Annotated in this window: 14 protein-coding genes; 13 read left to right on the plus strand and 1 reads right to left on the minus strand. The window is 49.2% G+C overall.

The genetic code is table 11. The features are described from left to right. Nucleotides 1-8 precede the first annotated feature (8 nt). Nucleotides 9-698: an MgtC/SapB family protein gene (locus NIA71_RS00510; RefSeq protein ID WP_227754855.1), complete on the minus strand. Its 690-nt coding sequence runs from the start codon at nucleotides 696-698 to the stop codon at nucleotides 9-11. 164 nt (nucleotides 699-862) lie between these two features. On the opposite strand from NIA71_RS00510, the gene NIA71_RS00515 reads away from it, so the two are divergent. The 13 genes from NIA71_RS00515 (at nucleotide 863) to NIA71_RS00575 (ending at nucleotide 16354) form a co-directional block, all read left to right on the plus strand. Beyond that, nucleotides 863-1588 (plus strand): Fic family protein, encoded by a 726-nt coding sequence (locus NIA71_RS00515; protein ID WP_148396712.1) that lies wholly within the window; start codon nucleotides 863-865, stop codon nucleotides 1586-1588. 58 nt (nucleotides 1589-1646) lie between these two features. Continuing rightward, entirely contained in the window at nucleotides 1647-2012 is a 366-nt protein-coding gene (locus NIA71_RS00520; RefSeq protein ID WP_148396711.1) for an Hpt domain-containing protein, read from the plus strand. Nucleotides 2013-2064: 52 nt separating this feature from the next. Further along, nucleotides 2065-5799 (plus strand): diguanylate cyclase domain-containing protein, encoded by a 3735-nt coding sequence (locus NIA71_RS00525; protein WP_148396710.1) that lies wholly within the window; start codon nucleotides 2065-2067, stop codon nucleotides 5797-5799. 36 nt (nucleotides 5800-5835) lie between these two features. After that, complete coding sequence (locus NIA71_RS00530) at nucleotides 5836-6522, plus strand: Crp/Fnr family transcriptional regulator (protein WP_148396709.1); 687 nt, start codon at nucleotides 5836-5838, stop codon at nucleotides 6520-6522. A gap of 70 nt (nucleotides 6523-6592) precedes the next feature. Next, nucleotides 6593-7360 (plus strand): formate/nitrite transporter family protein, encoded by a 768-nt coding sequence (locus tag NIA71_RS00535; RefSeq protein ID WP_148396708.1) that lies wholly within the window; start codon nucleotides 6593-6595, stop codon nucleotides 7358-7360. A 2-nt stretch (nucleotides 7361-7362) separates the two neighbouring features. Beyond that, nucleotides 7363-8385: an anaerobic sulfite reductase subunit AsrA gene (asrA, locus tag NIA71_RS00540; RefSeq protein ID WP_148396707.1), complete on the plus strand. Its 1023-nt coding sequence runs from the start codon at nucleotides 7363-7365 to the stop codon at nucleotides 8383-8385. After that, nucleotides 8375-9166, plus strand: a complete 792-nt coding sequence (asrB, locus tag NIA71_RS00545) for an anaerobic sulfite reductase subunit AsrB (protein ID WP_367177909.1) — start codon at nucleotides 8375-8377, stop codon at nucleotides 9164-9166. The genes asrA and asrB overlap by 11 nt, the downstream gene beginning before the upstream one ends. A gap of 12 nt (nucleotides 9167-9178) precedes the next feature. Continuing rightward, nucleotides 9179-10144: a sulfite reductase subunit C gene (gene asrC / locus NIA71_RS00550; RefSeq protein WP_148396705.1), complete on the plus strand. Its 966-nt coding sequence runs from the start codon at nucleotides 9179-9181 to the stop codon at nucleotides 10142-10144. 194 nt (nucleotides 10145-10338) lie between these two features. After that, the gene (locus NIA71_RS00555; RefSeq protein WP_148396704.1) at nucleotides 10339-11004 is read left to right on the plus strand and encodes a response regulator transcription factor; all 666 of its coding nucleotides are present in this window, start codon (nucleotides 10339-10341) and stop codon (nucleotides 11002-11004) included. Between the two features lie 11 nt (nucleotides 11005-11015). Beyond that, complete coding sequence (locus tag NIA71_RS00560; RefSeq protein ID WP_148396703.1) at nucleotides 11016-12047, plus strand: sensor histidine kinase; 1032 nt, start codon at nucleotides 11016-11018, stop codon at nucleotides 12045-12047. Between the two features lie 80 nt (nucleotides 12048-12127). After that, a complete protein-coding gene (locus tag NIA71_RS00565; RefSeq protein WP_148396702.1) occupies nucleotides 12128-12895 on the plus strand; it encodes an ABC transporter ATP-binding protein in 768 nt (255 codons plus the stop codon). Then, nucleotides 12885-14927, plus strand: a complete 2043-nt coding sequence (locus tag NIA71_RS00570; RefSeq protein ID WP_227754863.1) for an FtsX-like permease family protein — start codon at nucleotides 12885-12887, stop codon at nucleotides 14925-14927. The genes NIA71_RS00565 and NIA71_RS00570 overlap by 11 nt, the downstream gene beginning before the upstream one ends. Nucleotides 14928-14983: 56 nt before the next feature. Next, nucleotides 14984-16354, plus strand: coding sequence for a YjiH family protein (locus NIA71_RS00575; RefSeq protein WP_253019361.1), 1371 nt, complete (start codon nucleotides 14984-14986; stop codon nucleotides 16352-16354). The last annotated feature ends 98 nt before the right edge of the window (nucleotides 16355-16452 follow it).

Consider the following 16452-nt stretch of genomic DNA (forward strand, 5'->3'; position numbering starts at 1 on the left):
GTTATTCATCAAATTTCTTCCACCAGATAAACGCCCTCCAGATGGCTGAATTCATCGATGGCTTGACTGTGATCCATGTTTTTAGGCAAAATCATGGATAGATGAAAGGCAATGCCCCCTTCGGTGACAGGATTATCCTGGCTCAGATGGGTTTCGTAAAAGGCCGCGTCCACCGTGCGTACATGCTGGATGAACGAACGAAAATGCTCGACAGAATCTACTTCAATGTAAAGATCAATGGCGCGGGATCTTCGATAAAAATGATTTTCGACTTTGGGAAGCAAAGAGAGGCTGATGAAAATAACAACGGCTGCAATGACGGCGCCTGAATAAAAGCCAATACCAAGAGCCAGGCCCAGACAAGCTGAAGCCCATAATCCTGCGGCTGTAGTCAAACCTTTGATCTTATGACGGCCGGTGACCAGAATCGTTCCCACGCCGAGAAAACCGACTCCAGTTATGACCTGCGCCCCCAGACGGGCCGGATCGCCAGTGCCGTAGATCTGACAAATATATTCATTGGTGAGCATCGCCAGCGTTGCGCCTACACATACCAGGATGTGTGTACGAAATCCGGCCGGATGGCGGTTGGCGCCCCGCTCCAGACCGATGATTCCGCCAAAGACCACTGCCAAAACCAGCCGCAGCGCTGTAGAAAATAAATTGATATCATAAAAATAATCCGGCAGCGTATACATTTCCGTCCTCCGCTCAATTATGGCATCAGTGCCATTGCTTTTAATCGTTTCAGAAACGCTACTAAAAAGCAGCGCCGACCTAAATGGTTGGTTTATTATCATTATTATTATACCATAAATCAAAGTTATGTGATAAACTTAGGTAGGAAATAAAGGAGGACCGCATGTACCAGCAATTATTGAAACAAAAGATCGATCTGAGCCTTCGCAGGCCATTTAAAAACGAAACCAATTTAAAGATTAAACGGCTGAACGAGCTGGATTACATATACGGAGGCCTGGCTCTGGACGGTACCGACCTTACGCGGCAGGAAGCTGAGGGGATGATGGAAGGCGTAATACCCAAAACCGCCTCGCTGAAGGAATGCGTATACATCAAAAATTACATGAACGTATTGGAGTTGATCCGGAATTCACTGGCATTAAAAAACAGTCTGGACAAGCGGCTGCTCTTAAAACTGCATAGCACGCTGACAGGCAGCAGCGCCGGTTTCCGGAAGAGTACGCCCACTGTGGTGGATTTCAAACATGTGCCGCCCCATCATTCTGAGGTGGAGGAGCGGATTAATAAACTGTTCCAAGCCGCGTATAAGACAGGTGCAAATGAAATAAGAAGCGCAGCTCGAATCCACTGCGGCATTATGGAAATTTATCCCTTCGAACGATACAGTGAAGCCATGGCCCGGATGGCCATGAACTATTACCTGGAAGAGAGAGGTTTTTATCCGGTGGCGCTGGGCTACAATCGGCGCGAATATATTAAGACCGTTACTGAATGTCTGAAGGATAAAGATATTACTATTTTTTTCTGGGGGCTGGAACGGGCCGAATTTAATAAACAGGAATTGATACGGCAGATTGTAGAAGAAGGCGAAGATGAGGATGCGTAATAATATTGTGTACAGCAGCCTATATGGCGCTGAATAAGAAGAAAAGGAGACAAAGCATATGGAAATGAAAACGGCATTGGCACTTGGAAAAGCCGGAGTGGATACAGAGGCTGCACTTAGGCGGCTGGGCGGAAATACGATGTTGTATGAAAAAGTATTGATCAAATTTTTAGATGATCAAAGTTTTTCTGAGATCGGCCCGGCGCTCGAGCAAGATGATTTCGAAACTGCATTAAAGGCGGCGCATACCTTAAAGGGCGTTTCTGCTAATTTGGGAATGAATCGGCTGGCAGATGCATGCGCCCGAATAGTCAGTCAAATTCGTGCAGAGAAAACGGAGGAAGCAAAAACGGCATATCCGGAGCTTGCGGATGCTTACAATGCTGTCTGTGCGGTGCTGGCGGACGAAAAGGCGGATGAATGAAGGCCGGTGATTTGCAGTAGAGCTTTTATAAATTGGGAAGGAATACAGAGTCATGCATCGGGATACGATACTAATTGTTGACGATATGGAAATCAACCGTACAATTTTATGCGGCTTGTTCAAAGATGAATACCACTTGCTGGAAGCGGAAAACGGCGAGCAGGCTTTATTCCTGCTGGAGCAATATCACAGCAGTATCGCGATTATGCTCCTCGATGTTGTCATGCCAGAGAAAAACGGGTATCAGGTTCTGGAAGAAATGAACGGAAACGGTATGCTCTCCGAGGTGCCGGTAATCGTAATTACGGCGGATGACTCACTGGAAGGAGAATTGCGGGCTTTTGACCTGGGGGCTTCCGATATCATCGCCAAGCCTTTTGAGCCCCATGTTGTTAAGCGCAGAGTTGATAATATTATTGAGTTGTATCTTCACAGACATAATCTTGAAAATCTGGTAGATGAACAAGCGGTCAAACTGCGAGAATCCAACGATGTGCTGATCGATGCACTTTCATCGGTCATCGAATACCGTAGTCTGGAATCCGGTCAGCATATCAAACGAATCCGTATGCTGACAAAAGTACTTTTGGAAGAAGTGAAGCAAACTTGCCCGGAATATGGCCTCAATGAACATAAGATCAATGCCATTGCCTCCGCTTCCGCTATGCATGATATTGGCAAAATCGCCATACCGGATAATATTCTCAATAAGCCCGGAAAGCTGACTGCTGAAGAATTTGAGATCATGAAGACACACTCTGTTAAGGGCTGTGAAATACTGGCGAGCTTGGCGCGTATGGATAATAAAGAATATTTGCGCTATGCTTATAATATCTGTCGGCACCACCATGAACGGTGGGACGGAAACGGTTACCCGGATGGACTTGCCGGTGATGCTATTCCTATTTGCGCCCAGGTGACAGGAATTGCCGATGCTTATGATGCGCTCACTTCAGATCGGATTTATAAAAAAGCGATTCCTCATGAACAGGCAGTGGACATGATTCTTGGCGGTGAGTGCGGAGCGTTTTCGTCGAGTCTGCTAAAATGTTTTGAACGTGTAAAGCAACAAATGGCCGTACTGGTCAAGCGGTATGCGGACGGCAAACTGTTGGAAGAGGAGACGGCCCGGGAGAACAGGCCGGCGGATGTGTTCCGCCAGGAAAATATCAGTGCTTTTGAGAAGGAACGAATGAAATATCAGGCAATGCTGAGGTTTGTGGATGCGACGGTGGCAGAGATCGACCTGGCGGCTGGCAGTTGGCAGCTAGTTTATTCCTATGGGCTCAACGGCCACTCTCTTTTAAAAGGTGAGAACATTGACGCCGTTGCCCAAGACTATATGAAAGAAACCCTCCACCCTGCGGATCAGGAACAGGTTCGCTGGATCTGGGAACATGGGCTGGCCGAATTTTTTGAGGAAGGAAGATTTCGCCAGACCTGGATGCATCGAATTAAGGAGAATGCCGGCAGTGAATGGGAAAAAATAGAAATGACCATCGTCAGACTGGATACGGAACATCCGCAGCAGAAAAAAGGTCTGATGATATGGAAAAAAATTGAAGGCGACGATTCCTTAGAGAAACAGGATGCGATTATCGATAGCCATGTGTTCCGCAGCATTTTTCATGGTATCAGACAAATGCGCAACGATAAATGGCTGACGATTGAACATATAGAAGATTCTTTTCTCGGCTACAGCCATCAGGAAATTGAAGAACGGTTTGATAATCGGTATATTAATTTGATTCATCCCGAAGATCGGAATCATGTGATCAGGCAGCTGGCTCTGCAGTTAAACCAAGGTTCGGAATATGAAGTTGAATATCGGGCCATCAACGCACAGGGAAAGATCGTTTGGCTGTTGAGCAAGGGACGTCTGCTGATTGATAGGCAGGGCAGGGAAGTTCTGTTCGGAGTACCGATTGATATTGCCAAAACCAAAAATACCGAAGAACAACTGCAGATGAGTCTGGAACGGTACAAGATCATTTTGGAGCAGACCAATGATATCATCTTCGAATGGGACATTGCTTCGGATCATGTTGATTTTTCTTCCAATTGGAAAGAAAAATTCGGCTATGAGCCGATCATGGAGCATGCGTCGGAACGGATCGTCCGGGTCTCCCATCTTCATCCAGACGATATGAAGCCTTTTGATGAATATATTCGGGAGATGAAAGCAGGAAAACGGTATAACGAAATAGAATTCCGTGTTTCGGATGCCAAGGGCCGCTATCGTTGGAGCAAAATCCGCGCCACAACGCAATTTGACAGCAAAGGGGTTCCTTGCAAAGTGATCGGGCTGATCGGGGATATTGACGCCGAAAAACAAGCCACACAAGAATTGCAGGCCAGAGCGGAACGGGATATTCTGACGAAGCTTTATAATCGGGACTGTGCCCGTAAAAGGATCGAGCAGAGATTGACGCTGGTCGATTCAGATACCGCCTGCGCCCTTTTCGTGATTGACCTGGATAACTTCAAGCTTGTCAACGACCGGTACGGTCATATGTTCGGGGATGCGGTGCTGAAAAAAATTGCAGAGCAGCTTACGAAAATCTTCCGCAGCGAGGATGTTCTGTCCCGAATTGGCGGCGACGAATTTATGGCGCTTCTTCAGGGAGAGCTGAGCAAAAGACGTATCGAGGCCATCGCCGAGCGTATTATTAAGCGTTTTCACCAGACCTTTGAAAACCTTCCTCAGGACTGCCGTATCTCCTGTAGTATAGGGATCGCAGTTTCCCCAGATGATGGAATGGACTATAAGACCTTGTTTCAGAAAGCTGATATTGCTTTGTACCGTGCAAAAGCATCCGGGAAAAAGCAGTTTTGTTTTTATGACATGTCTTTAGACGGCATGGCTTTCTGTGCGCCTGAAGTCCGTGCGGAAATTGTAGGTACTAATATTGATTCTGATGGCAGCGATGAGGCGGCCGTAGGTGAGCTGGTACCCGCCGCTTTTCACATTCTCAGTGAAAATGGCGATATGGATACGGCAGTTTCAAAGCTTTTGGAAATGGTAGGCCTGCGTTTAGACGTGGATCGGGTAAGTGTATTCGAGGTGTCCGATGACAGGAAGTTCTATCATAATACCTTTGAATGGTGCAATGAGGGTATCCTTCCGCTGAAATCAACTCTTCAAAATCGTCCTTTTAAGGAGCTGGGCAGCGATTACTTTGACCACTATAACGACCGGGGCGTGCTGTATGCCAGTGATTTAACACAGTTTCCGCCCAATATAAGGACAATGATGAAAGATGTGGGGATCAAATCTGTGCTCCAATGTGCGGTCCGGGTAAACGGTTCCTTTGGCGGATGGGTTGGATTTTCCCATTGCGCCAATCAGCGATTTTGGACCAGCGATCAGATTGATATTCTCTCCTTTATCGCTGAGCTGTTATCCACATTTCTTCTGAAAGAAAGGATTCAGCAGCAGGCTCTGGCCCGGTCCGGTGAATTACAGCAGCTGATGGACAGCTGGAACACATGGCTCTACATCATCGATCCTAAGACTTATGAAATTCTCTATATTAACAAAAAAGCCAGGGGACTTTCTTCCGAAGCAAAGAAAGGAGCCATATGCCATCAGGTTTTCTTGGGCAAGGAAACTGCCTGTGATGATTGTCCGGCTAAGCTGGCGGAAAAGAGTCAGAGTAAGATTAAAGAATTTTACAGCCAAAACCTTCAGGCCTGGATTGCTGCTGAAGCGACGGTGATCCGCTGGGAGAACCAAGATGCGTATCTGATCGAACTTCGGGACATTACGCCATATAAAGAGCTGTAGACGCTTTTACCGGATAGGTAAGAAAGGAAAGTGTTTATGGATATCAAGCAGGCCCTTTGCGCGGCTGAGCTTTTAAAGGATGCCAGCCCCGCTTCTCTTGCGGTTCTGGCGGGCTGCGGCGTTCTCCGCAGCGCGGAAAAGGGCGCTCATCTTTTCCACGATCGGCAGAACGTCGATCTGGTTTATATGATGGTCAGCGGAATGGCAGCCCTTTATAAAATCAACAGCCAGGGAGAAAAGAAAGTGATCTTCGTCCTGGGAAAAGGAAAGACGCTCAATGAAGAGAGTCTCAACGGCCTACCCGCCTCCGTGAGCTGTGAAATTCTCAAGACCGGGCAAGTGCTTTCCTTTCCCGTCAGGCAGATGCTGCTGGCCATGGAGGAGGACCGCGGGCTCAACCGGGCGGTACTGGATTCCATGTCCTTGAAAATCCGCAGGCTGTATCGGCAGATGAAGAACACGACCAATTCCATCCGAGGCGATAAAAAGTTAGCCGCCAAGCTGTGGAAGCTGGCCGCAGACTATGGAGCCGAGTGTCCCCAGGGGACCAAGCTTCAAATGGACCTGACTATTACTTATTTGGCGGATATGCTGGGGACCAAACGGGAAACCGCTTCCAGACAGCTGAAAATGCTTACAGACCAGGGCCTGGTCCTGGTGGAAAAGAATCGATTTATCATCCCTGACTGCGACAAATTATCGGACTATTTTAAAAGTCCGTGATGAATCTCACGGCTTCTTATCTCCTTCTTCGTTATAATTCTCACAAATAGAACGAAGGAGGAGATTTTTTATGTTTATGGAGGAATTCGCGGCTGTTACCAAGACGGCCAAAGCCAAAGCTCAGTTTCTCAAGAGTAATCCGCTGGGATACGTTCTGGCGTCCATGCTGGCCGGGGCCTACATCGGATTTGGGATCCTGCTGATCTTCAGCATCGGCGGAATGCTGGAGGGCGCGCCCTATGCCAAGATCGTTATGGGCCTGTCCTTTGGCATTGCGCTCAGCTTGGTGGTGATCGCCGGCGCAGAGCTCTTCACCGGAAATAACTTTGTTATGACAGCCGGGGCCCTGGAGAAAACGGTCGGCTGGGGGCAGGCGGTGAAGCTGTGGGTGGTCTGCTTTATTGGCAATTGGGCCGGGTCCATTCTTTTAGCGGTGATCTTTTATGGAACTGGTTTGGCTGATGGTCCAATCGGACAGTTTATCGCCGATTCGGCGGCAACGAAGATGAGCATTGATTTTCTGCCGCTTTTGCTGCGGGGGATTTTGTGCAATACGCTGGTTTGTCTGGCCGTATGGTGCGGATTCCGCTGCAAGTCCGACAGCGGAAAACTGATCATGATTTTCTGGTGCCTCTTTGCCTTTATCACCACCGGCTTTGAGCACAGCATCGCAAACATGACCCTTTTGACCATTTCCATGCTTTCGCCGATGGACGCGGCGGTCAGCTGGGGCGGATATTTCTACAATCTGTTTACGGTCACTTTGGGTAACCTGATTGCCGGAGCAGTGGTTCTGGCGCTGCCTTATTACCGCATCAGCAGAAAGAAGGAGGCGTGATCATGGGATATTATCTGAATGCAAAAGCGGCGGACCGGTTTTTTCAAGAGCTGGCTCCGGAGTACGACCTTTATGCTCCTGTCAAAATGAAAGATGACGGCATGTTCTCCGATACGGATACGGTGCGCTACGGAAAAGTTTCCAAGGCAGCTGAGATCGTCTTTGATGAAAAGTCGGATTATTCCTTTAAAGAAGTGCTGCTTCCCTTATCGGAAACCTTATTTTTCTTTACGGAAAACCAGATCAAGGAGGCTGACGGTAGAAAGAAGGGCGCGTTGATCTTTGTGCGCAGCTGCGATCTTCACGCTGTAAAACGGCTGGATGAAATCTATCTGAAAAACGGCTTTGAGGACTACTATTACAAACGGATTCGGGATAAGGTCAAATTTGTGCTCATGGGCTGCAAGAACTGCTTTGACGATTGTTTCTGCGTGGATATGAAAACGGCTGAGGCTGATTTTTATGATCTGAGCATGGAGCCTGACAAAGACGGCTATCTGCTGGACAACCGAACGGAGGAGTGGGACGATCTCTTGCAGGAGCTTTGCCAGAGCAAGCCGGATGTGACCCCGTCCCATGTGACGGAAACAAAGGTCAGGGCAGCTGTGCCCGATCATTTGACTCTGGACATCGCGGAGGCCAGGATGTGGGATGAATACGACGGTAGATGTGTCGGCTGCGGCAGATGCAATTTCGCCTGCCCCACCTGCACCTGCTTTACCATGCAGGACATCTTTTATTCGGATAACGGAAAGGCGGGAGAGCGGAGAAGAGTGGCGGCCTCCTGCATGGTGGACGGGTTTACTGATGTGGCGGGCGGCGGCTCTTACCGGAAAAAGAACGGCCAGCGGATGCGGTTTAAGGTGCTGCACAAAATCTACGACTATAAGAAGCGCTTTGGCTATCACATGTGTGTGGGCTGCGGCCGCTGCGACCGCATCTGTCCCGAATACATATCCTTTTCCGGATGCATCGGAAAACTGGCGGAAGCGCAGAAGGAGGTAGAAGCAAATGATGCAGAATGAATATGTTCCTTTTTTCTCAGAGGTTAAGGAAGTGATCCGCCATACGGACATCGAGTACACCTTTCGCATGGCTTATGAGGGCCAGGTTAAGCCGGGGCAGTTTTTTGAGGTGTCACTTCCCAAGTTCGGCGAAGCGCCCATCTCCGTCAGCGGGATTGGGGACGGGACCATCGATCTGACCATCCGCAGGGTGGGCAGGGTTACAGAAGAAATCTTTGAACATTATGAAGGCGACCGGCTGTTCCTGCGGGGGCCTTACGGCAACGGCTTTGACGCGGACCTTTATAAGGGCAAGGAATTGGTTGTGGTTGCCGGGGGAACCGGTCTTTCTCCGGTGCGTGGCATTGTCGACTATTTTGCCCGTCATCCCCAGGAAGTGAAATCCATGACCCTGATTGCCGGCTTCAAGTCAGCTTCGGATATCCTCTTTAAGGAGGATTTGCAGAGATGGCGGAAATCCATGAAGGTGATTCTCACTGTGGACAGCGGAGAAGAGACGAAAGACTGCAAGGTGGGGCTGGTGACCGAATTTATTCCCGGGCTGGGGCTTGGGGATGCTGCGTCTGCCGCCGCCGTAGTCGTGGGACCTCCTGTGATGATGAAATTCGCGGCTGGTGCGCTTTTGAAGAGGGGATTTTGCGAGGAGAATATCTGGATTTCCCATGAGCGGAAAATGTGCTGCGGCATCGGTAAGTGCGGGCATTGCAAGGTGGATGATACATATATCTGTCTTGACGGTCCGGTGTTCAATTTTACCAAGGGGATCCGGCTGGTGGATTAAAGGAGGAAAGACATGGATATTAATACGAAAGCTTTAAAAAAGAACGCCTTCCGCGTTACCAAGGTGCGGGGGATCACCGCTTCCCGAATCCGGGTGCCAGGCGGCCATTTAAAGACGGAATACATGGCAATGATTCAGGGCATCGCAGATGCGTTCGGCAATGGTACGGTTCACATTACCAGCAGGCAGGGCTTTGAAATTCCGGGCATCCGCTTTGAGGATATGCCGGAGGTGAACCAGCGTCTCCAGCCCATCATTGAAGGGCTGAATATCAATCAGGAGGCGCCGGGAAAAGGCTATCCTTCATCGGGCACCCGAAATGTGACCGCCTGCATCGGCAACCGGGTGTGTCCTTATGCCTGTTATGATACTTCCGCCTTTGCCCAGCGGATCGAAAAGGCCATCTTCCCCAACGATCTGCATTTTAAGATTGCCCTGACCGGCTGTCCCAACGACTGCGCCAAGGTGAGGATGCACGATTTCGGCATCATGGGCATGAGCCGGCCCCATTATGAAAAGGATCGCTGTGTGGGCTGTCAGGCCTGTGTGAAAAAGTGCCGGGTGAAATCGGTGGAGGCTCTGGCCTTCCGCAACTATAAGGTGGAGCGGGATGAAAGGACCTGCATCGGCTGCGGGGAGTGCGTGCTGGCCTGTCCCACGAGGGCCTGGACCAGAGAAGGGGAAAAGCGGTATCGTCTGACCCTGCTGGGGCGGAGCGGAAAGAAGAATCCCCGGCTGGGCATCGATTTCATCAAGTGGGCCGATGAGGACAGCATCATCAAAATCATTCTCAATACCTACGAATATGTGGAGAAATATATCGACCCCAATGCGCCGGGAGGAAAGGAGCATGTGGGCTATATCGTCGACCGGACGGGAACGGAAGAATTCCTCAAATGGGCGATGAGGGACGTGAACCTGCCCCAGGGAGCGGAGCTGATCCAGCCCCTTTACTGGAACGGAATCAAATATCGATAAGCCTCTGGTGTTGTCGAGGTCAAGGGGAACAAAAAAACACGGCAAAGCGGGATAAATAGATACCCAAGAATCAAAACAAAGCATTTTTTGTATCTGTTTATCCCGTTGTCATTTTTTGCAAAAACCAGCCGGGCAAATTCCTGTTTGATACCGGCATGATTTGTGGTATTGTTTAAGGAGAACAGGAGAAAGCCATGTACAAAATTATGATTATTGAAGACGATGCGTCGATCCGGCGGGAGCTTTACCTGCTGCTGAAAAACGCTTCCTATGAGCCGGCAGAAACAGCCCTATTCACCGACCTGCCCCAGCAGATTCAGAAGGAAAATCCGGACCTGGTGCTTTTGGATGTCAACCTGCCGTATGAAAGCGGCCTGGGAGTATGTAGGGAGCTGCGCCAGTTTTCAGACGTTCCGGTGATCTTTGTCACCAGCCAAAACACTTCAATGGACGAGCTGGAGTGCATCACTTCCGGGGGAGACGATTATATCAGCAAGCCGTATCAAGCGCCCATTCTGCTGGCTCGAATCGCGGCCGTTCTCAAACGGACGGGAAAATCACAGGACGGAGCCTCGCTGACTTACAAGGGCGTTACCCTGGATCTGCTGGCCTGCACCGCCAGATACCAGGATCGGGAAGCCGAGCTTTCCAAAAACGAATTCCGCATATTGGTTTATCTTTTTCAGCATACGGGCCAGGTGGTTTCCCGCATGGACCTGATCGAAGACCTGTGGGACAATCAGGTGTTTATCGATGACAATACATTGAGCGTTAACATGACCAGGCTCCGGGGAAAACTGGCCGATATCGGCGTGCGGGATCTGATCGAAACCAAGCGGGGACTTGGGTACAAATTGTAGAGGTGGAAAGCATGACCGTTTTTGAATATATGAGAGACCGAATTTGGACGCTGCTTGTGAATCTGGCCGCAATGATCGCTGTCACGGCTTATCTGACGGCAGGAGGCGTCAGCGCAAGCATGACCGTTCTTCTGATTTTAGGGTGGGCTGTGACGCTGGTCATTTTCTTTGCCCTGGGATATGTGAGGAGAAACCGCTATTTCCGAGATCTGGAGCATACCCTGCAGGCATTGGATAAGCCTTATCTGCTGGGGGAGATCATGGGGAAACCCTATCGCAGCGAAGACCGGAAGTACCGCCAGCTGATCCGCCTCTCCAACAAAGCGGTCATCGAGGCCATCCGCAGGATGGAAGACGAACAGAGAGAATACAAAGAATACATTGAAAGCTGGATCCATGATGTCAAACTGCCCATTACTGCCATAGAATTAATCTGCAGAAACCAGACCGATCCTGCGGCAAAGGAAGCGGCGCGGAAAATCGCGCCCGAGCTTTCGAGAATGGACAATCTGGTGGAATCCGCCCTCTTCTACGCCAGATCCGACTCTGTTTATCAGGACTATTTGATCAGGGAAACCGACCTGCAGGCTGTGATCGATCAGACGATTGCCAGGAATAAGGCTTACCTCATTGCAAACAGGATGATGATTGAAGCAAGCTGCAGCTGCGGCAGCGTGTTCTGCGATGAAAAATGGCTCCAGTTTATTCTGGGCCAGATTCTCATCAATGCGGCAAAGTACAAAAAAGGCCAGGGCGGAAAAGTCCGGATCACTGGAAAAGATATAAAAAACGGTGTGCTCCTTGTCCTTGAAGACGACGGCATGGGCATCCCAGAAAGCGAAATCGGCCGCATCTTTGAGAAAGGCTTTACTGGAACCAATGGGCGGGGCGGCCAAAAGTCCACCGGCATCGGCCTCTACCTATGCAAAAAATTATGCGGCAAACTGGGAATCCAAATAACGGCCGAGTCAGAGGAAGGCGCCTTTACCCGGATTCTGCTGGCCTTTCCCAAAAGCGATCACGCGAGTCTTTCAAATTTGTAAGATTCATGTAAGCAAAAGCGATACATCCGCCTTCCTGCACCGTCTATACTTGAGATATCACAAGGAAAGGAGACATATTGATGAAAGAAACGATCAGAATCTGTGATATCGAAAAATATTACGGCAGCAAAGACCATGTGACAAAAGCCGTAAACCGGGTCAGCTTTGAGGTGAAAGAGGGGGAATTCATGGGCGTTATGGGCGCTTCCGGTTCGGGAAAAACCACTCTGCTCAACCTGATGTCCACCATTGATCAGGTAACTTCCGGGCACATTTACTATGGGGACCTGGATATTACAACCCTGAGCGACGATCAGCTGGCCCAGTTCCGTAAAGAACGGCTGGGTTTTGTTTTTCAGGATTTTAATCTGTTGGATACCCTTACAATGGAAGAGAACATCACCCTGGCTATGGCTCTGCACAAAAAGCCGGCAAAGGAAATACGGAAAAGAACGGCTGAGATTATGGAACGGCTGGGAATCGGGGACATCAAAGACAAATTTCCCCATCAGGTTTCCGGCGGACAAAAACAGAGATGCGCCTGCGCAAGAGCGCTGATCAACCGGCCCCAGCTGATCTTTGCCGATGAGCCCACAGGAGCGCTGGATTCCAAGTCAGCCCAGATCCTCCTGACCACCTTTGAAACCATGAACACCCAGCTCAATGCGACGATTTTTATGGTCACCCACGATGCTTTTTCCGCCAGCTATTGCAGCCGGATCCTCTTTCTGCGGGACGGAGAAATCTTCCACGAGCTTCGCAGAGGGGAGAAGGACAGGGGGCAGTTTTTGAGTCAAATCCTGGATGTTTTGTCCCTTACGGGAGGTGACCTTTCCCATGTTGAATAAACTAGCTGTTCGCAACGCCCGCCGCTCCATGGGGGACTATCTCATCTATCTGGTTACCATGGCGGTGATTGCCGCATTGATGTTCGCCTTTGACTCCATGATTTTTTCCAAGGATTTGGTAAAACTCTACCGGGAAGGCGGAGCGATGATGGCCGTTATGCTCAGTTTGGCGACGTTCTTTATTATTTTTATCATCGCCTGGCTGATTCACTATATCATCCGTTTTATGCTGGAGAAACGGAGCCGGGAACTGGGGACCTACATGCTCCTGGGAATGACCAAAAAGCAGATCAGCCGTCTGTTCATGCGGGAAAACGGGGTTTTGGGAACCGCGGCTTTTCTGCTGGGACTTTTGCCGGGTCTCTTTTTCCAGCAGGTTCTGACCTCGATCATTTACAGCCTTTTCGATAAGCCGTACCACTTATCCCTTGATTTCAGCGGCTGGGGCCTGCTCATGACCGTGTGTCTGTATTTCCTGGTTTATTTTTTTGCCCTTTTAAAAAATAAAAAGCAATTTAAAAAGATGAACATCCACGATTTGATTTATCTGGATAAACAGAATGAGAAGCTTCACAAAAAGACGCGCAAGCTCTCCGGGATCTGGCTGATCGTTTCCCTGGTCTATTTTGCAATCTTTGCTGTCTGTCTCTTTACAGGAGCAATTACATTGGCCGCTGCGCTGCCCATGGTCCTGGGATTGATCGTCTGCATCTATCTGTTTTACATTGGTCTTTCCGGTATGCTGGCCGCTTACATCCATAGAAAAGGCAAGCGGATTTATAAAGGAGCCGGCCTGTTCCTTCTCCGCCAGATGGCTTCCAAGATCAAGACCATGAGCTTTACCATGGGTTCTCTGACCATCCTTTTCACAGCGGCGATGATCGGCTGTTCCATCGCAATGATGTTCAACGATTTTCAGAAAACGGAGCTGGACGCCCGCCTTCCCTTTGATGTGATCGTGTTCAGCGACAAGACGGATGATGATTTTTCAGCCCAGCGGGATATCCTGAGAAAAGAAAACCAGGTAAAGGAAGAACTGGTCTACCGCATCTATGAGAACGGAAACGATCCGGTAAACCAATATCTCTACGATCATCTGCCCTATTTTGATCATGTGACCCCGATGAAAGAAAAGAAGCCGGAATACGGACAGGGGGAATATTTTGATTATGATACCTACATGAAGCTGTCGGACTACAATAAGCTGCGCCGCATGCTGGGATATGAGGCGGTCCGCTTGAAAGAGGATCAGTATCTGATTCAAACCCAGGACCGGGACCGGGATACGCTGGAAGGCTTTGCTTCTTCCCAGACTCTGGCAGCCGGCGGAAAACACCTGCGCTGCCAGGGAATTTCCACTATTCCCTTTTCCCAGTGCGGAGAAAACGGCGCAGACTATGTGCTGGTGGTTCCCGACAGCGCGGCTGCGGGGATGAAACCCTTTTATTCACTTCTGGCAGCCGACCTTGAGGGAGATGCGCCGCAGGGTCTGCAGGAGAAGCTGAGCGCTCTTCAGGATTATGAAGATGAGGAGACGGGTGATATGAAGATGGACATTACCTGGGGATTTGGCACGAATCAGGTGATCTCCATGGAGGATACGGTTCTGGTCAGAACCAATCTGCTGGAAGAAACCCGGTTCGTCATTACGGCAGTCTCTTATCCGCTCTTATACATCGGCATTGTGTTCTTGTGCGTAGCCATGACCATCCTGTCTGTGCAGCAGCTGGGAGATTCGGCTAAATATAAGTTCCGCTACCGGGTGCTGAGCAAACTGGGGCTTACGGAGCGGGAGATCAACCGGGTAGTGCTAAGGCAGCTTTTGATCTATTATCTGTGTCCGGCTTTGGCGGCGGCCTTTCTCAGCGGAGCGGTTTCTGTGTTTGCCAGCCATAAATTTATCTTTTATACGGGGACCCACACGCCGGTGCTGTATTACTATGGAGTCTCGCTGGTCCTTTTCCTGGCGGTATACCTGCTGTATTTCCTAGCAACTTATATTGAGTTTAAAAAGAACATAACCCAGGATTGATCTGGGTGAATAGTATGCTATAATATAGGTGTATGGTTATACGAAAGGAGGTATCTATGGAGAACAATAAGAAGAGCAATCGGCTGGTTAAGTTTTTAGTTCCTTCAATTGTCGGCATTATTCTGTTTATGATTCCAGTCAAGTACGACGGAAGCTGGACGATCTTTGTAAAAATCATAGCGGATATGATCGGCAGTGCATTAGGCGGCGTTCTGCCTATTTTATGTGTTATCATTGTAACCGTTTCAGCAATCATGTCATTAATTTCTTTAGGCAAGCCGAAGTTTATCACAGAACATGTGGTTTTGAAGGATACGTTTTCAGTAAGTATTGTTTGGGTAATTGTGAGAATCCTGGGAGCCGTGTTCATCTGGCTGACGTTCCTGGAAATCGGCGCTGGAGAAGGCGAGACCGGGATCCTGCATATGATTACCGACGGCGGAGCCGGAGGCTTTGTACTGGGAGAGCTGCTCACGGTACTGGTTATCATCTTCCTGATTGCGGCACTGCTGCTGCCTTTGCTGCTGGATTTCGGCCTGCTGGAATTTGTCGGCGCCCTTTTGACAAGAATTATGCGGCCGCTATTCAAGATTCCGGGACGTGCGGCAGTAGACTGTATCACCTCCTGGATCGGAGACGGCACCCTGGGCGTTATGCTGACCTGCAATCAATATGAAAGCGGTTACTATTCCACCAGAGAGGCTTCTGTTATCTCAACGACGTTCTCAGCAGTATCCATTACATTCAGTATCGTTGTCCTGGCTCAGGTAGATCTGATGCAGTATTTTGGTCTGTACTATCTGCTCATTTGTCTGGTAGGCGTAATTTGCGCCATTATCGTTCCCAGAATCCCGCCGCTGTCCCTGAAAAAGGATACATATGTGGTGGAAGGCAAGGCTATGCCGGAAACGATTCCATCCCAGTATAAATCAACCAGAGAATATGGACTGGACCTGGCATTAAAGAGAACCGACGAGCAGAAGGGCATCGGCCATTTCTTCCAAAACGGCATGAAGAATGCTGTTGGAATGTGGTTCGGCGTACTGCCCACTGTTATGGCCATCGGTACGGTGGCTCTGGTGCTGGCAAACAACACCCCGATTTTTGAGATTCTGGGCAAGGTGTTCCTGCCGCTTCTGGAAGTATTACAGGTTCCTGAAGCTGTTGAAGCTTCAAAGACGATGATCGTAGGCTTTATCGATATGTTCACGCCTTCGATTATCATCGCAGAAAGTGTTACCGACGCCATGACAAAGTTTATCGTCGCAGTGGTATCCGTAACACAGCTTATCTATCTATCTGAAGTGGGCGGCCTGATTTTGGCTTCCAAGCTCCCTGTAAGACTGTGGGAGTTATTCTTGATCTTCCTGGAAAGAACTATTATCAGCTTGATTATCGTATGCCCAATCGCACACTTAATCTTTTAAGTCGTTATCACAAATAAGATACGAAAAAGTATACCATACATACAGAGAAGGCAGTTTGGAAACGAACTGCCTCCTTCTTGTTTTTTATATGTAAATAG

The sequence above is a fragment of the Ihubacter massiliensis genome, from assembly GCF_024125305.1.
Classification (GTDB): Bacteria; Bacillota; Clostridia; order Peptostreptococcales; family Anaerovoracaceae; genus Hominibacterium; species Hominibacterium faecale.